This window comes from Novosphingobium sp. SL115, assembly GCF_026672515.1.
GTDB lineage: Bacteria > Pseudomonadota > Alphaproteobacteria > Sphingomonadales > Sphingomonadaceae > Novosphingobium.
Map to the genome: position 1 here is coordinate 1101285 of NZ_JAPPRG010000002.1, position 15291 is coordinate 1116575.

The following is a 15291-nucleotide window of genomic DNA, read 5'->3' on the forward strand; positions in this document are numbered from 1 at the left end:
TTCCCATGCTGATGCACACCCATGAAGCCCGCCTTGACGCCTTGCGCAAGCAGCTGGTGAAACAGGGCCTTGATGGCTTCGTCATCCCTATTTCCGACGAACATATGAGCGAATATGTCGGGGCCTATGCCCAGCGGCTGGAATGGCTCACCGGCTTTGGCGGCTCTGCCGGCACGGCGGTTGTTCTGGCCAACGAGGCCGCGATCTTTGTTGATGGCCGATACACCCTACAGGTGCGCGATCAGGTGGATGGCGCGCTGTGGTCCTATCAATCGGTGCCGCAATCCAGCGTTGCCGCATGGCTGGGCGAACATGCGCCTGAAGGCGCGACCATCGGCTATGATGCATGGCTCCATGCCAAGGGTTGGGCCGATGGCGTGGCCGATGCGCTGAAGTTGCGCGGCGCAACTTTGCGGCCTGTCGCCGCCAATCCGGTGGACGCAGTGTGGGCCGATCAGCCCGCGCCCTCGCTGGCCCCCGCCGTGCCCCATGCTGACGAACACGCAGGCAAGACTGCCACCGCCAAGCGTGCTGACGTGGCGCAATGGCTGGTTGACCAAGGGCTTGATGCAGCGGTCATAACCGCACTCGATTCGGTGGCGTGGCTGTTAAACATTCGCGGGGCCGATGTGGACCGCACGCCTGTCGCCCTGTCGTTCGTCATCGCCCATGCCGATGGTACGGCAGACCTGTTCATCGCGCCGGAAAAGGTCACGCCCGATCTTGTCGCACATCTGGGCAATGCCGTGCGGGTCTGCCCGCGTGATGCTTTCGTGCCTGCGCTGGAAGCGTTGAAAGGCCTCAAGGTGGCGGTTGATCCCGAACGCGCCGTGGCCGCCATCTTCCATGCTCTGACAGGAGCGGGGGCGCAGATCGTGCCGCTGACAGATCCGGTGGTCCTGCCCAAAGCGGTAAAAAATCCCGCCGAACAGGCGGGGCATCGCGCGGCACAGGCGCGCGATGGCGCGGCGGTTTCACGCTTCCTGCGCTGGATCGCGGTTGAAGCGCCCAAAGGCGGTGTGACCGAACTTTCCGCCGCTGACCGGCTTCAGGCCTTCCGCGCAGAAGGTGGCCTGCTGAAAGACCTGTCTTTCGACACCATTTCGGGCGCTGGTCCCAACGGCGCGGTAGTGCATTATCGCGTTACCGAGGAAACCAGCCGCACGCTTGAACCCAACAGCGTCTATCTCGTTGATTCAGGCGGTCAGTATGTTGACGGCACCACCGATATCACCCGTACCGTATGGGTCGGGCCTGATGCCGCGCCTGCGCAAGTGAAGGATCGCTTCACCCGCGTTTTGAAAGGTCACATTGCGCTGGCTTGCGCGGTGTTTCCCAAAGGCACGGCGGGCAGCCAACTGGACAGTTTTGCCCGCCAGTTCCTGTGGGTTGCCGGGCTGGACTATGCCCACGGCACCGGCCACGGCGTGGGCAGCTTCCTGTCAGTGCATGAAGGGCCGCAGCGCATTGCCAAGGCTGCGGGTGGGCAGGCAGGCACCGGGCAGGCGCTGATGCCGGGCATGATCCTTTCGAACGAGCCGGGCTACTACAAGACGGGCGAATACGGTATCCGTATCGAAAATCTGGTGCTGGTCGAACAGCGTGAAATTGTCGGAGGAGAAGGCGAATTCTATGGCTTTGAAACCCTGACATTCGTGCCGATCGATCGTGCCCTGATTGATATCGCACTGCTTTCCCCCGCTGAGCGCCAGTGGCTCGACAGCTATCACGCGCAGACCCATGCGTTGCTCGCGCCGCAACTTGTGGGCGATGATCTGACGTGGCTCGACGCCATGTGCGCGCCCTTGCCGGTGTAACAGTGTTCACATATTGTTCTTATGTTCTGATTCGGGATTAAGGAGAATTATAATGATCGGATATGTGACACTGGGAACCAGCGATCTCGCGCGCGGGGCCAAATTCTATGATGCCATTGCCGCCGAAATGGGCGTGGGGCGGATGATGGAATGGGAAACCAGCATCGCATGGGGTGAACCGGGCGGTGCTGCGGGCATTGCCATCATCAAGCCGTTCGACGGTAACGAAGCAACCGTGGGTAATGGCGTAATGGTAGCGCTTGAAGCGAAGGATGCAGGCCAGGTTGATCGCCTGCACGAAATCGCGCTGGCCAATGGCGGCACCTGCGAAGGCGCGCCGGGGCCGCGCGGCGACGGTGGTTTCTATGCGGCCTATTTCCGCGATCCCGATGGCAACAAGCTCAACGCCTTTATCATGGGTTGATGCGTCGTGCCGGGGCGTTGCCTTGCGCAAAAGTGAACGCCCCGGTCCCGGTGCGACAATTTGAGACAAATTTCCGGTGCTATCGGCATAGTCCCGCGACAATGCACGCCTAGATAGAGTTCATAGGAACTGCGGTCGCCCCCATCCAGTCCCCCTGGGCAAGGCCTTCCCTCCCCCTCTCCTTGCCAAATGGCGGGTGGCCGCAGTCTCCTCTTTTCTCCTGCTCATGGAGCACCGGACATGAAAAAGTTTCAACTTGCTGCGGCGGCTGCCGTCGTGGCGACCGCCTCAATGGCCCTCTATGCTGCCTCGCCTGCTGCGGCTCAGAAGATGGACGCCGATGGCGACAAGACCATCACCTGGGTCGAAGCCAAGGCCAAGGCTGATGCCATGTGGGCCAAACTTGATGTCAACAAGGACGGCAAGCTGGATCAGGCTGATCGCGCCGCCAAAATGGCCGAGCGCTTTGCCGATATTGATACCGACAAGAACGGTTCGATCAGCCGCGAAGAATTTGCCGCCCATCATCAGCAGATGAAGGATGGCCCGATGCGCGGTGATAAGCCTGGTATGCCCCCTGCTGGCGCCGGTATGGATCATGGCAAGATGGGCCACGGCAAAATGGGGCATGGTAAGATGGGTGGTCGCGGCCATCACATGATGGGTGGCGGCATGCACATGATGGGCATGGCCGACACCAACAAGGACGGCACTGTCACGCGCGCCGAATTTGACGCGGGCGTGAAAGCCCATTTCGACAAAGCTGATGCAAACAAGGACGGTAAGGTGTCGCCTGAAGAACGCCGCGCCGCCATGAAAGACATGATGGGCAAGATGCGTGGTCCCCGTCCTGGTGGCGCGCCTGGTGCAATGGGTGATGGACCTCCGCCCCCGCCTCCGGCTAACTGAATGCCATGAACGATACGCCTATCCGCATACTTCTGGTCGATGACGAACCGGCCCTGCGCGAACCCCTGGCGGACTATCTTGTCCGGCAGGGGTTTGTCGTAACCCAGGCCGGCACTGCTGCCGAAGCGCGCAGCCGCCTGCTTGAAGCCGGGTGCGATCTGGTCCTGCTCGACATCATGATGCCGGGCGAAGATGGTCTGTCGCTGTGCCGACATCTGGTGGAAACGCGACGTCTGCCGGTCATCTTCATCACCGCCAAGGGCGAATCGACCGACCGCATCATCGGGCTTGAAATCGGCGCGGACGATTATGTGGTAAAGCCGTTCGACCCGCGCGAACTGATCGCTCGCATCCGCTCGGTTCTTCGCCGCGCGACCAAGCAATCCAGCGAAATTTCCGATGCGGTCATTTATGAATTCGAGACGTGGCGGCTCGATCCGCTCAAGCGGCGGCTGACCGATGCCGATGGCGCGATCATCGCCATTTCCTCTGCTGAATTCCGCCTGCTCATGGCCTTCCTCGATCATCCCCGGCAGGTGCTGGACCGCGACCGTCTGCTGGACATGGTGCAGGGCCGCGAAGCCCACCTGTTCGACCGCGCGGTCGACAACCAGATTTCGCGTCTGCGCCGCAAGATTGAAGTCGACAGCCGCAATCCGCAATTGATCCAGACAGTATGGGGCGGGGGCTACATGCTGGCCGCCGAAGTGCGCAAACGCGCCATCACCCCGGACGAGGCCTGATCCGCATGGCCGTTCCCCGTTTTCGTCCGGTGTTGTGGCCGCGCAGCCTGCAAGGTCAGGTTCTGCTGGCCATCGCACTGGCATTGCTGATTGCGCAGACCATTTCGGCGGTATTGATCTGGCGTGAACAAAGCCATCGGCGTGAATCGGGCATGGTCAGCGCGGCGGCATTCAAATTGCTTGGCCCTCCGCACCGTCAGCATCGCGTGCGGCGCGACCGCGAGGATGATACTCCGCCGCCGTTCAAGCTGGAAACCAGCGACGCTTCGCCTCGTCTGCCCCACGAAAAGCGCCTGTCGCGGGTGGAACATGAACTGGCTGAGGTGCTTGCCTCGCAAAGCTTTGACGCTGCCGAGGTGGTGGTGTTCGAACGGCACCCCATGCAAGATCCCGATAGCGTGCGCTTCATGCGCCGCCATCAGCGTGAATTGGCCGTGTTCTCGAATGAACCGATGCCGCGCCTTGTCATCGCGGCCATTCGGCAGAACAGCGGGAAATGGATATCGACGCGGGTCTATGCCGAAGGCGGCGACATGCGCGTGCTTGCTCCGCTGGTGGCGCAGACCATCGTGCTTTATCTGGTGCTGTTCGGCGCAATGGCCGTGATCCTGCGCCGCATTGCACGCCCGCTAAAGGCGCTGACCCGCCGGGTTGAAGATTTTGCGGGCAACCGCCTGTTGGAAGGCCAATTGCAGCCCGAAGGGCCGGACGATATCAAGGGCCTGATAACCGCGCACAATGCCATGGAGGCGCGCATCGCAGCCATGCTTGATGAGAAGGACGTCATGCTTGGCGCCATCGGGCATGATCTGAAGACGCCACTGGCGGCCCTTCGCGTGCGGATAGAGGCCGTTGAGGACGATGCTGAGCGCGCGCGCATGGCCGCGACGATCGAAGATATCAACCGTTCGCTTGACGATATTCTGTCGCTTGCCCGCGTTGGCCGTCCCTCCGATCCTCTTGAACCGACAGAGCTTTCCGCGCTGGTCGCTGATGTCATTGGCGAGTTCGAGGATATGGGCGAGCCGGTGGAACTGGGCGAAACCGAACGCATGGTCATGTCGCTGCGCGCCACATGGCTGCGCCGCGCCTTACGCAATCTGGTGTCCAACGCGATGCGATATGGCGAACGCGCGCGGGTTTCGCTGCTGCGTGACGGGCGCACCGCCGTTCTTTCCATCGAAGACGATGGCCCCGGGATTCCCGAAAACGAAATCGCCCGGATGATGGAGCCATTCACCCGGCTTGAGGCATCGCGCAATAGCGGAACCGGCGGAACCGGCCTTGGCCTGACGCTTGCCCGCGCCATTGCCGATCAGCATGGCGGCACGCTGACACTGGTCAATCGCCGCAATCGGACAGGTGCCATCGTCGGACTGACCGCCACTGTCCGGCTTCCGCTGGGCTGAAGATAGGTCGCGCTGGGTGGCGGTTCATTCCTCACTCATCGCTGGCACGATACCGTCAATCGACGTTTGTCGGTGCGCGAATGTCGTTTGTCGAAAGGACTCGCGTGCCTGCAGGATGGTTGCTAGCGCAACCAAACTTCATTGCGCCGGGGAGTTTCGATCAGCATGCGTCCCATTTCACTTGTTTCAGCGCTCGCACTTTCCGTTGCCAGCCTGTCTGTTCCCGCGATTGCACAGAATGCTTCGGTGAACCCGTCTGCGGCGGCAGGCGTCCATACCGATCTGCCGCGCGTTGCGCACCCTTCGCACTATACCATCGCGATCACGCCTGATGCCGCGAACCTGACGTTTGCAGGCACGTCGTCGGTCGATCTTGAAGTTACCGAGGCGACGCCGTTCCTCACGCTCCATGCGCTTGATCTCAAGATTTCGTCGGCCACGCTGACGCCTGCAGGTGGCACGGCAATGCCGGTAACCATCACGATGGACCCCGCCAGCCAGACCGCGAAGTTTGCCGCTGCCCAGCCGCTCAGCCCCGGCAAATACCGTCTCGATACGGTCTATTCCGGCATTATCAATACGCAGGCCAATGGCCTGTTCGCGCTCGATTACCCTGACAAGATCACGGGCAAGGAGGTGCGCGGCCTGTTCACACAGTTCGAAGCGCCTGATGCGCGTCGCTTTGCCCCGATGTTCGACGAACCGATTTATAAGGCGACGTTCGATCTGTCCGCCGTGGTTCCGTCAAGCCAGATGGCCGTGGGCAACATGCCCGCCCTCAAGGAAGAAGATCTGGGCAAAGGCCTGAAGCGCGTAACCTTTGGCACCAGTCCCAAAATGTCGTCCTACCTGCTGTTCTTCGCGCTGGGCGATTTTGAACGCATGGCCAAGGAGGCCGCGCCCGGCGTGCAGGCGGGTATCGTCAGCCCCAAAGGCAGCGGCGAACAGGCGCGGTTCGCGCTCGACGAACTGGCTCCGCTGATCCCGTTCTATGCCGATTACTTCGGCCAGCCCTATCCGCTGCCCAAGCTGGATAACGTGGCCGCACCCGGCCAGTCGCAGTTCTTTTCGGCCATGGAAAACTGGGGCGGCATCCTGACGTTCGAGCGGATCTTGCTGAACGATCCGGCGATCACCAGTGCGGCGGCCCGTCAGAACATCGTCACCACGCAGGCGCACGAAGTGGCGCACCAGTGGTTCGGCAACCTAGTCACCATGGCGTGGTGGGAAGACCTGTGGCTGAACGAAGGCTTTGCCAGCTGGATGGAAACCAAGGCGACCGACCATTTCCACCCCGACTGGTTCCCGCTGCTGGAGCGTGTGAACGGGCGCGAAGCGGCAATGGGGCTGGACGGTTTCAAGACCACGCACCCCATCGTGCAGGAAATCAAGACAGTTGACGAAACCAATCAGGCTTTCGACGCGATCACCTATCAAAAGGGTGAAGCGGTCATTTCCATGCTGGAAGCCTTTGCCGGTGAAGGCGTGTGGCGCGATGGTCTGCGGGCCTACATGCGCGATCACAAGTTCGGCAATACCCGCTCGCAGGATCTGTGGCAGGCGGTGGAAAAGGCAGGCGCGCCGGGGCTTACTTCAGTCGCCATGGACTTTACCACCAAGCCCGGCATCCCGCTGGTCAAGGTGACGGGCATGACCTGCAAGAAGGGTGTGGCTACGGTCATGCTCGAACAGGGCGAATTCAGCATTGACCGCAAGGCTGATGTGACGGCCAAGCCGCAGGCGTGGAAGGTGCCATTGCTGGTGGCAAGCGGCAGCGGTGAACCGGTGCGCACCGTGCTTGACGGCGGCAAGGCAACCGTCACCGTCAATGGCTGCGGTCCTATCGTTATCAACGCGGGCCAGCTTGGCTACTACCGCTCGCTTTACACGCCCAAGATGCTGGCCGACCTCAAGACCGCGATGCCGGGCCTTAAGCCTGTCGACCAGATGGGGCTGATCGCTGACAGCCTTGCGCTGTCGACCAGCGGCTATCAGCCGTTTGCGCCGTCGTTCGATCTGCTTGCGGCGGTTCCGGGTAATGCAAACCCGGTGGTGGCGGGCAATGCCTTCGATGATTTCGTTGGCGCCTGGCGTGCGCTGGAAAAAGACCCTGCGGCCCAGAAGAGGCTCGCCGCGCGGGTGGCCACGACATACAAGCCGCGCCTGAAAGCGCTGGGTTTTGAACCCAAGGCCAATGAAAGCCTGCCCGATGCGGACCTTCGTGCCACGCTGATCGGCGGTTTTGGCACGATGGGCGATGCCGAAGTCGTGGCCGAAGCGCGCCGCCGCTTTGCCGCGCTCGAAGCGAACCCGAAAGCGCTCGACGGCCCGCTGAAGACCACCTGGATGAACATCGTTGCCCGCAACGCTACCAAGGCGGACTGGGACGCGATCCGCAAGATGGCAGCCGCTTCCAACAGCGCAGTCGAGCGTCAGTTCCTTTACACTCTGCTGGGCCGTCCGGCGGATGCCGCCCTGGCCAGTGCCGCGCGCGATCTGGCGATGACCGATGGGCCAGGCAAGACCACCAGCGCTGCCATGATCGTGGCGTCAGCGGGTCTGCACCCCGATGCAACGTATGACTTTGCCGTGGCCAACCGCGCCAAGGTGGAAGAACTGGTCGATGCGCAAAGCCGCGTGACCTTCATCGCCAGCCTTGGCCGCGCGTCGAACGATCCGGCGATGATCGGCAAACTGGAAGCGTTCAAGGCCAGCGTCCCGGCTGAAGCGGCCCGCCCGGTTGATCGCGTGATCGGCGGTTTGACGGAAAAGGCCAAGGCGCGGCCCCTGTTCGTCAAGGGCCTGTCCGACTGGTTGAACGCAAAGAAGAAGTAAGCAGATCAGGCCCCCTCCTCACACCAAGGAGGGGGCCTTTTTTAGATCAGCGCAACAGCCCGCCCAACACACCGCGCGCAAAACGGCCAAAGGCTTCGCCGCCGATGGAGGTGGCGATCGATCCGACCACGGCGGTTACCCCCGAAGCCACTGGCGCCGCGCGTGATTTCTTGCCGGTGATCTGCGCCGCGATGACAGCTCCTGCCGAAGAAGCCACCGCGCCTGCCGCCGCCTTTCCGGCGCGCTCCCACATCGATGGCGTCTTCCGGGCAGAAGCGCGCTGCTTCTCCTCGCCTTCATCTTCCACCTGCTGCGCGGCGGCGGCGGCATCAGATGCCTTTTGCGCCAGCACCTCGGCGGCGGATTCGCGGTTGACCGCCGTATCGTATTTGCCGTCGAACGGGCTGACCGACTGGATGATCGCGCGTTCTTTCGGCGTCAGCGGCCCCAGTCGTGACCGCGGCGGGGCGATCAGCGTGCGCTGCACCACCGAAGGCGATCCATCGTCGTTCAGCGTCGAAACCAGCGCTTCACCCACTTTCAGTTCGGTGATGACCGTTTCGACATCCAGTTCCTTGTTGATGCGGAAGGTTTCCGCTGCCGCGCGGATCGCTTTCTGATCGCGCGGGGTAAAGGCGCGCAGGGCGTGCTGCACGCGGTTGCCCAACTGGCCTGCAATCTTTTCGGGAATATCGATGGGGTTCTGCGTGACGAAATAGACGCCCACACCCTTTGACCGGATCAGGCGGACAACCTGTTCTACCTTTTCCATCAGCGCCTGCGGGGCATCATCGAACAGCAGGTGCGCTTCGTCGAAGAAGAACACTAGGCACGGCTTTTCCGGGTCGCCCACTTCGGGCAGGGCTTCGAACAGTTCGGACAGCAGCCACAGCAGGAAGGTTGCGTAAAGCTTGGGGCTTTGCATCAGCTTTTCAGCCGCCAGCACGTTGAGCATGCCGCGCCCCTGATCGTCCACTTTCAGGAAGTCGTTGATTTCAAAAGCGGGTTCGCCAAAGAACCGGTCTGCGCCCTGGCTTTCGAAAGCCAGCAACTGGCGCTGGATCGTGCCGACGCTTGCTTTGGACACATTTCCATATCGCGTGGCCAGCTCGCTCGCCTGTTCGGCGCAGGCGACCAGCACCGATTGCAGGTCGGCAAGATCGATCAGCAGCAGGCCGTTATCATCGGCATAGCGGAAGGCGATGTTCAGCACGCCTTCCTGCGTATCGTTCAACCCCATCAGCCGCGCCAGCAACAGCGGCCCCATTTCCGAAATGGTGGTGCGGATGGGGTGGCCGCTTTCGCCATAGAGATCCCAGAACACCGCCGGATTGTCGGAATAGGCGTAATCGGTGATGCCCAGTTCCTTGGCGCGGGCTTCCAGCGATGCGGCATGTTTGAACGTGGGGCTGCCGGGCATGGTGATGCCGGCAAGGTCGCCCTTGACGTCGGCCATGAACACCGGCACGCCGCACCGCGAAAACTGTTCGGCAATCCCTTGCAGCGTCACGGTTTTGCCCGTGCCGGTCGCGCCCGCAATCAACCCGTGGCGGTTGGCGCGGCCCAGCCGCAAAACCTGCCGTTCGCCGTTGGACGCAAGGCCGAGGTAGATATCATCCATGCAGTAAGACCCCTTATGATGGGGCGAGATTAGGCGGCGGGCAAACGATGTGCGAGGGGTTTTTGCATCCGGAGCGGGGAACGGCTAGAGCGCGCAGGAAGCCATGACCCGCGCCCCCTTCATCCTCCTTGACGACGCCCGCAGCGAAGGGCCAGCCGACGCGCGCCTGTATCAGGACGCGCTCGAAATTGTGGTCGCGCGCCGTGCAGAAGATGTGGAAGCCGCGCTGGAGCGTATTGCCGCAACGCCGGGCGAGTGGGCGGGCTATCTGGCTTATGAGGCGGGCCTTGCACTGGAACCCCGCCTTGCTCCGCTGGCCGCTGGGCGTAGTGGTGCAGCAGGCCCGCTGGTATGGTTTGCGCGCTTTGGCACGGTTACGCCCATGGCGGCGGCCGATGTGGAGCAATGGCTGGCGCGCCAAGCCAGTGGCCCCGGCAGGCTTGGCCCGATGGGACCAGCGCTGTCATCTGGCGGCTATGCCCGTGCTTTCAATCTGGTTCAGGACGCCATCCGCGCGGGCGATATCTATCAGGCCAATCTGACCTTCCCGCTGGCCGGAACGTGGGATGGCGATCCACTGGCGATCTATGCCGATGTGCGGCGCGATGCGCGCGCAGGCTATGGCGGGGTGATCTGGGACGGGGCGCACTGGCACCTGTCGTTCTCGCCCGAAATGTTCTTTGAACTGGCAGGCGGTGACGCCAAAGTACGCCCGATGAAGGGCACCGCCCCGCGCGGCGCGACAGAGGCAGAAGACGCGCGCTTCAAGGCCGACCTTGTCGCCAGCGTGAAGGACCGTGCCGAAAACCTGATGATCGTGGACCTGATGCGCAACGACCTTTCGCGTGTGTCGCAGGCCGGATCGGTCAAGGTTGAAGCGCCTTTCGCCATCGAAAGCTACCCCACCGTTCACCAGATGGTGACCACGGTGCGTGCGCGTCTTGCCCCCGATCAGGATGTGCGCAGTCTGCTACGGTCGATCTTCCCCTGCGGTTCCATCACCGGCGCGCCCAAGATCCGCGCGATGGAGATTATCCATGCAGCGGAACGTGATGCGCGAGGGCTTTATTGTGGCTCGATCGGGCGGATAGACCGCACTGGCGATGCTGCGTTCAATGTGGCAATCCGCACGGTGCGTCTGGAATGCGACCTGCCCGGTTCATCCGGCGGTCGCGCGGTCATGGGGGTGGGATCGGCTGTTGTGGCCGATTCCCAGATGATCGGCGAATGGCGCGAATGCGTGGTAAAGGGGAATTTCTTGCGACTGTCCGCCGGACATGCCGATCTGATCGAGACGATGGCCTTCGACCCTGCCAAGGGGATCGAACTGCTGGAACTCCACCTTGAACGGATGAAAGCAAGCGCGCTGGCGCTGGGTTTCAGCTTTGACCGTCACGCCATCCGCAATGCCATTCATGCCCTGTGCTTTGATCTGGACGTGCCTTCGAAAGTGCGGCTGGTGGTCTCAAAGGGCGGTGCTCACGCGCTCGATGCCTCTCCGCTGCCAGCGCCGCTGGACAGCCTGACTTGCGCGGTGTTGCCGCTGCCGGTGTCCGATGGTGACTGGCGCCTGCGCCACAAGACCACTGATCGCGTGTTTTACGAAGCGGGCCTGGCCGCAGCGAAAAAGGCCAGTGCGGGTGAAGCGCTGTTTCTGCGCGATGACGGGCTGGTTACCGAAGGCACGTTCACCAACATTTTTGTCGAACGCGATGGTGTTCTGCTCACCCCGCGCGCCGATCTTGGGCTGCTGTCCGGCGTGTTGCGCCGCAGCCTGATTGAAACGGGCCGTGCGGTGGAAGCGGACCTGACGCTGGATGATCTGTCCGGTGGTTTCTTCGTCGGCAATGCCCTGCGCGGGTTGATCCCGGCGCGGCTGCTGGGCGCATAAGATTATGAACCAACTCTCTGCCGCCCTTGCGCGCATCGCGCCTTCGCGCACCACCGCCATCACCGACCGGGCGATCCAGCTTCGGGCCGAAGGGCGCGATGTAATCTCGCTGTCCGTGGGCGAACCCGATTTCGCCACGCCCGCCCATGTGGTGCAGGCGGCGAAAGACGCGCTGGACGCGGGCGACACCAAATATACCGCCGTTGCGGGCACGGCGCGTTTGCGCGAAGCGGCAGCGCTGCATTTCGAGCGCGATCTGGGCATTACGGTGCCGGCATCGCAAGTGATCGTCAGTGCAGGCGGCAAGCAGGCCATCTTCCATGCGCTGCTGGCCACGCTCGATCCCGGCGACGAAGTGCTGGTGCCCAGCCCGTGGTGGGTCAGCTACCCCGAAATCGTGCGCTTCGCAGGCGCGGATGTGGTGGACCTGCCAACCGATGCGGCGGGCGGTTTCCGCATCACCGCGGCCCAACTCGCAGCCGCGATCACGCCTGCCACGCGCTGGCTCCTGCTCAACAGCCCTGGCAACCCCACCGGCGCGACCTATCCCGCCGAAGAACTGCGCGCATTGGGCGAAGTGCTGCGCCGCCACCCGCGCGTGCTGGTGATGAGCGACGATATCTATGCCCCGCTCCGCTATGGCACGGGTGCCCACGCCACGCTGGCGGTGGAATGCCCCGATCTGGTCGAGCGTATCCTGACTGTTTCGGGTGTGTCCAAAAGCCACGCGATGACCGGGTTTCGCATCGGCGTTTCGGCAGGCCCGGCATGGTTGATCGGCGCGATGGGGCGCTTGCAGTCGCATTCGTCGGGCAATCCTGCCTCGATCAGCCAGGCCGCTGCGGTCGCCGCATTTGCAGGCCCGCAGGATTTTCTGCTGGATTGGCGCGAACGCTTTCGGGCGCGGCGCGATAGGGTCTGCGCTGCGATCAATGCCATTCCCGGCCTGTCCACGCCCATTCCCGATGGCGCGTTCTATTGCATGGTCGATGCCGCGCCCTTGATGGCCCGCTTTGGCGATGATGACGCGCTGTGCCTGCATCTGCTGGAAAGCGGTGTTGCGGTTGTTCCAGCCTCTGCCTTTGGCGGAAAGGATGGCTTTCGCATCAGCTTCGCCGCAGACGAGGCAAAACTTGAAGAAGCGCTGCGGCGTATAGAAAAGGCTGTGGCGTGATCGATTTTTCCATTCTGTTCGAAGACGGTGAAGCGCTGGTGATCGACAAGCCTGCAGGCTTGCCGCTGGATCGTCCCCGCGCGGGCGGTGTCAGCCTTGAAGATCATCTGGATGCGCTGCGCTTCGGCTTTCAGCGCGAACCTTTCCCGGTTCACCGGCTTGACCGCGATACGTCGGGTTGCCTGTTGCTGGCCCGCAATCCCAAGGCGCTGAAGCGCTTTTCCGCCGCGTTCGAAGCGCGCGAGGTAGAGAAAGTCTATCTCGGCGTGGTCGCGGCAGAGGTTGAGGGTGATTCCGGCACCATCGAGCTTTCGCTGACCAAGATCAGCTCTGCCGAAAAGGGCTGGCGCATGATCCCCGCGAAAAAGGGCAAGCCTGCCATCACCCACTGGAAAGTGGTCAGCCGCAAGCCCGGCATGACGCTGGTGGAATTTCGCCCCGAAACCGGCCGCACGCACCAGATTCGCGTTCATGCGCTGGCGGGCCTTGGGGCGGCGCTGCTGGGCGATCCGATCTATGGCGATGGCAAGGGTGCGCCGCGCACCATGCTGCACGCTGCCGCGCTGACGGTTACGCGCGGAGAAAAGCCGCCAATTGCCGCCACCGCACCGCTGCCGATCGATTTCGCCATGCTTGGTTTCGAGGATTTAAGTGAACGCTGATGCGGTCATCGCGCGGGCGCTGACGCTGGTTGAGGAAAGCTTCATCGCATCCGCCGGGCCGGGCGGGCAGAACGTCAACAAGGTGGCAACGGCGGTGCAGTTGCGGCTCGACGTCTTTGCGCTGGGTCTGTCGCCCGAAGTGTTCCACCGGCTGAAGGAACTGGCGGGCAGCAAATTCACCGCCAAGGGTGAAATCGTGCTGACCGCGCGCAGTTATCGCACGCAGGAAATGAACCGCGAAGACGCGCGCAAACGTCTGGGTGAACTGCTGCGCGAAGCCTGCAACCTGCCGCAAAAGCGCGCCAAATCCCGCCTCAACCGCGTGGGCAAGGTGCAGCGGCTGCAAGGCAAGAAAATCCGCAGCACCGTAAAGGCCGGGCGCGGCAAGGTGCGGCTGGATTAGTCTCCGCCTACGCGCTCGATTTCGGCGCCCATCAGTGACAGCTTTTCTTCAAGCCGTTCATACCCGCGATCAAGGTGATACAGGCGGTGGACCTGCGTTTCGCCTTCGGCGGCAAGGCCTGCGATCACCAGGCTCATTGATGCACGAAGATCGGTCGCCATCACTTCGGCACCGGTCAGCCCGCTGACACCATGGACCACGGCGGTTCGGCCCTTGGTTTCAATCCGCGCGCCCATGCGGTTCAGTTCGGGAACGTGCATGTAACGGTTTTCAAAGATCGTTTCGGTCAGCACCGACGATCCTTCGGCAAGGCAAAGCATCGCCATAAGCTGCGCCTGCATGTCGGTGGCAAAGCCGGGGTAGGGCGCGGTCGAAATGGTCACCGGCTTCAGCGGGCCATCGGCAGCAACATAGATGCCGCCCTTGCGCGGTTCGACATGGACGCCTGCATCACGCAGGGCCTGCACGGTTGCTTCCATATCTTCGATCCGCGCGCCATTGAGCATGACTTCGCCCCCGGTCGCCGCTGCCGCGCAGGCATAGGAGCCGGCCTCGATCCGGTCCGGCATGACCATGTAGGTTGCGCCGTGCAGACGGTCGACGCCGTGGATGGTGATGTCGGACGTGCCGATGCCTTCGATCTGTGCGCCCATGGCCACCAGCAGGTTGCACAGATCGACGATTTCGGGTTCGCGCGCGGCGTTGTGCAGGGTGGATTTGCCCTTGCACAGCACGGCAGTCATCAGCGCGTTTTCGGTCGCGCCAACTGATACCACCGGGAAGGAATAGCGTCCGCCCGGCAGCCCGCCATCAGGGGCAATGGCGCGGACATAGCCTGCGGCCAGTTCGATCGTCGCGCCCAGCGCTTCCAGCGCTTTCAAGTGCAGGTCGATGGGGCGGTTGCCGATGGCGCAGCCGCCCGGCAGCGAAACCGTGGCTTCACCACCGCGCGCCAGCATGGGGCCAAGCACCAGTATCGACGCGCGCATCTTGCGCACCAGATCATACGGGGCGACCGTGGATGTCAGCCGCGTGGCCTGCAGCGTCATCACCCGGCCGAAATCTTCGGGCCGCGCGCCTGCGATGGATGTGGACACGCCGAACTGGTTCATCAGGTGCTGGAACCCGTCGATATCGGCAAGACGCGGCAGGTTGCGCAGGGTCAGCGGTTCGTCTGTCAGCAATGCGCAAGGCAGCAGTGTCAGTGCCGAATTCTTGGCGCCGGAAACCGGAACCGTGCCTGAAAGGCGCTTGCCGCCGCGAATGATGATCTTGTCCATTGGCGTCGTTTAACCGGTTTGCCGTCACGCGCAAGCATGACGCACACTGTAATATGTTCGAAGCGGTGTTGACATTTTCCCTAAGTAATTGTGCAGTGCAATAAGTGTGCGCAACATAGCATG

At 62.5% G+C, this 15291-nt stretch carries 12 protein-coding genes; 10 read left to right on the forward strand and 2 right to left on the reverse strand.

Going from position 1 to position 15291, the window contains the following annotated elements; all coding sequences use genetic code 11:
- Nucleotides 1–11: 11 nt before the first annotated feature.
- From OVA07_RS06855 to OVA07_RS06880, 6 genes are all read left to right on the forward strand, one after another.
- Nucleotides 12–1817: an aminopeptidase P family protein gene (locus OVA07_RS06855; RefSeq protein ID WP_268172640.1), complete on the forward strand. Its 1806-nt coding sequence runs from the start codon at nucleotides 12–14 to the stop codon at nucleotides 1815–1817.
- A 52-nt stretch (nucleotides 1818–1869) separates the two neighbouring features.
- Nucleotides 1870–2241, forward strand: coding sequence for a VOC family protein (locus OVA07_RS06860; protein ID WP_268170718.1), 372 nt, complete (start codon nucleotides 1870–1872; stop codon nucleotides 2239–2241).
- 240 nt (nucleotides 2242–2481) lie between these two features.
- Nucleotides 2482–3150: an EF-hand domain-containing protein gene (locus tag OVA07_RS06865; RefSeq protein ID WP_268170719.1), complete on the forward strand. Its 669-nt coding sequence runs from the start codon at nucleotides 2482–2484 to the stop codon at nucleotides 3148–3150.
- Between the two features lie 5 nt (nucleotides 3151–3155).
- Nucleotides 3156–3893: a response regulator gene (locus OVA07_RS06870; protein ID WP_268170720.1), complete on the forward strand. Its 738-nt coding sequence runs from the start codon at nucleotides 3156–3158 to the stop codon at nucleotides 3891–3893.
- A 5-nt stretch (nucleotides 3894–3898) separates the two neighbouring features.
- Complete coding sequence (locus OVA07_RS06875; RefSeq protein ID WP_268170721.1) at nucleotides 3899–5302, forward strand: sensor histidine kinase; 1404 nt, start codon at nucleotides 3899–3901, stop codon at nucleotides 5300–5302.
- Between the two features lie 165 nt (nucleotides 5303–5467).
- Nucleotides 5468–8137 carry a M1 family metallopeptidase gene (locus OVA07_RS06880; RefSeq protein ID WP_268170722.1) on the forward strand — a complete coding sequence of 890 codons (2670 nt, stop codon included), beginning with the start codon at nucleotides 5468–5470 and terminating at the stop codon, nucleotides 8135–8137.
- Nucleotides 8138–8183: 46 nt separating this feature from the next.
- Here OVA07_RS06880 and OVA07_RS06885 read toward each other — a convergent pair whose 3' ends face one another.
- Nucleotides 8184–9758, reverse strand: a complete 1575-nt coding sequence (locus OVA07_RS06885) for a helicase HerA-like domain-containing protein (protein WP_268170723.1) — start codon at nucleotides 9756–9758, stop codon at nucleotides 8184–8186.
- Between the two features lie 103 nt (nucleotides 9759–9861).
- Between OVA07_RS06885 and pabB the strand changes: the two genes are divergently transcribed.
- The 4 genes from pabB to arfB are packed head-to-tail and all read left to right on the forward strand — an operon-like array spanning nucleotide 9862 to nucleotide 13888.
- Entirely contained in the window at nucleotides 9862–11649 is a 1788-nt protein-coding gene (gene pabB, locus OVA07_RS06890; protein ID WP_268170724.1) for an aminodeoxychorismate synthase component I, read from the forward strand.
- Nucleotides 11650–11653: 4 nt separating this feature from the next.
- Nucleotides 11654–12823 carry a pyridoxal phosphate-dependent aminotransferase gene (locus OVA07_RS06895; RefSeq protein WP_268170725.1) on the forward strand — a complete coding sequence of 390 codons (1170 nt, stop codon included), beginning with the start codon at nucleotides 11654–11656 and terminating at the stop codon, nucleotides 12821–12823.
- On the forward strand, nucleotides 12823–13485 hold the full coding sequence (locus OVA07_RS06900) for an RluA family pseudouridine synthase (protein ID WP_442789665.1): 663 nt from the start codon (nucleotides 12823–12825) through the stop codon (nucleotides 13483–13485). The genes OVA07_RS06895 and OVA07_RS06900 overlap by 1 nt, the downstream gene beginning before the upstream one ends.
- Nucleotides 13475–13888 (forward strand): alternative ribosome rescue aminoacyl-tRNA hydrolase ArfB, encoded by a 414-nt coding sequence (gene arfB / locus OVA07_RS06905; RefSeq protein ID WP_268170727.1) that lies wholly within the window; start codon nucleotides 13475–13477, stop codon nucleotides 13886–13888. Before OVA07_RS06900 ends, arfB begins: the two co-directional genes overlap by 11 nt.
- Here arfB and murA read toward each other — a convergent pair.
- Nucleotides 13885–15168, reverse strand: a complete 1284-nt coding sequence (murA, locus tag OVA07_RS06910) for a UDP-N-acetylglucosamine 1-carboxyvinyltransferase (protein WP_268170728.1) — start codon at nucleotides 15166–15168, stop codon at nucleotides 13885–13887. The genes arfB and murA overlap by 4 nt on opposite strands.
- Between the last annotated feature and the right edge of the window lie 123 nt (nucleotides 15169–15291).